The sequence below is a fragment of the Halomonas sp. 328 genome (genome assembly GCF_015645095.1).
In the GTDB taxonomy this organism is placed as follows: Bacteria; Pseudomonadota; Gammaproteobacteria; order Pseudomonadales; family Halomonadaceae; genus Bisbaumannia.
In genome coordinates, this window is the sequence record NZ_JADOTW010000074.1 from 1 (window position 1) to 1,102 (window position 1,102).

Below are 1,102 nucleotides of genomic sequence, written 5' to 3' on the forward strand. Positions count from 1 at the left end.
CCTGGATTCATAGAATAACCGCAGCACTTTGGACCACGCGGTAGAAGCAAGAGGGCCAGCGCCGGTACCCTCCCTGCTTTACCGACCAAAGTGAAGCAGAGCATGGGATACCGACAGCTGACCCAGACGCAACGATACCAGATTCATGCCCGTCATGGCTTGGGCATGAGCCAGAGGCAGATCGCCCGCGAGCTCGGCGTTCACAGCAGCACGATCAGTCGCGAGCTGCGCCGAAACGCTACCGCCAGTGGCTACGATCCTGAACAGGCCCAGGCACTCAGCGATCACCGGCGCCGCACCGCCTGGAAGCCGACAAAGCGCTTGCCCGGTGTGATCGCCGCCGTTGTCGATCGGTTGCGTGAAGAGTGGAGTCCCGAACAGATCAGCAGCTTCATGGCGCGCTTGAGTGGCGTTGGGGTCAGTCACCAGTGGATCTACTCCTTGATTTGGGACGACAAGGCGCGGGGTGGGGATCTGTGGCGGCACCTCCGCCAACCCAAGCGGCGCAGCAAGCACCGCGCCCAGGCCAAGAGCGCTGGGCTTGGCAAGATCCCCAATCGCGTGGGTATCGAGCAGCGTCCGGCGGAGGTCGAGGATCGGCTGACGATCGGTCACTGGGAGGGTGACACCGTGATCCAAGGACACAAGCAATCGGGGCTGGTCACGCTGGTCGAGCGTCGTAGTGGTTACCTGTTGGCAGCAAGGCTGCCCAAGGTCACGGCGGAGCTGACCCAGGCGGCCATGATCCGACTGCTGAAGCCGCGCCGCGGCGCAGTAAAGACCATCACGATGGACAATGGCTCGGAATTTGCCGGCCACGAAAACGTGGCCAAGGCGGTGACCGCAACGACCTACTTTTGTGACCCCTACTGCTCCGGCCAGCGGGGGAGCAACGAGAACACCAATGGCTTGCTTCGGCAATACTTCCCCAAGGGGACGGACTTCCGGCAGGTCACCGACGCCGAGCTGCGCAAGGTGGTGAAGAAGCTGAATGAGCGTCCCCGAAAGCGGCTTGGCTATCGGACACCCGCCCTGGTATTTCTGGGCGAGTATTCAGGAGCACTGGACACATCAGGTGCTGCGCTTATTGGTTGAATTCAGG

General features: G+C 61.9%; 1 protein-coding gene. It reads left to right on the top strand.

Annotated elements, in window-relative coordinates; translation table 11 throughout:
- Positions 1 to 102 precede the first annotated feature (102 nt).
- A complete protein-coding gene (locus tag IHD13_RS18010; RefSeq protein ID WP_195862411.1) occupies positions 103 to 1,095 on the top strand; it encodes an IS30 family transposase in 993 nt (330 codons plus the stop codon).
- Positions 1,096 to 1,102 lie beyond the last annotated feature (7 nt).

Coding starts and splice junctions, on each gene's coding strand:
- IHD13_RS18010 (WP_195862411.1), top strand. CDS start 103: ATGGGATACCGACAGCTGACCCAGACGCAACGATACCAGATTCATGCC.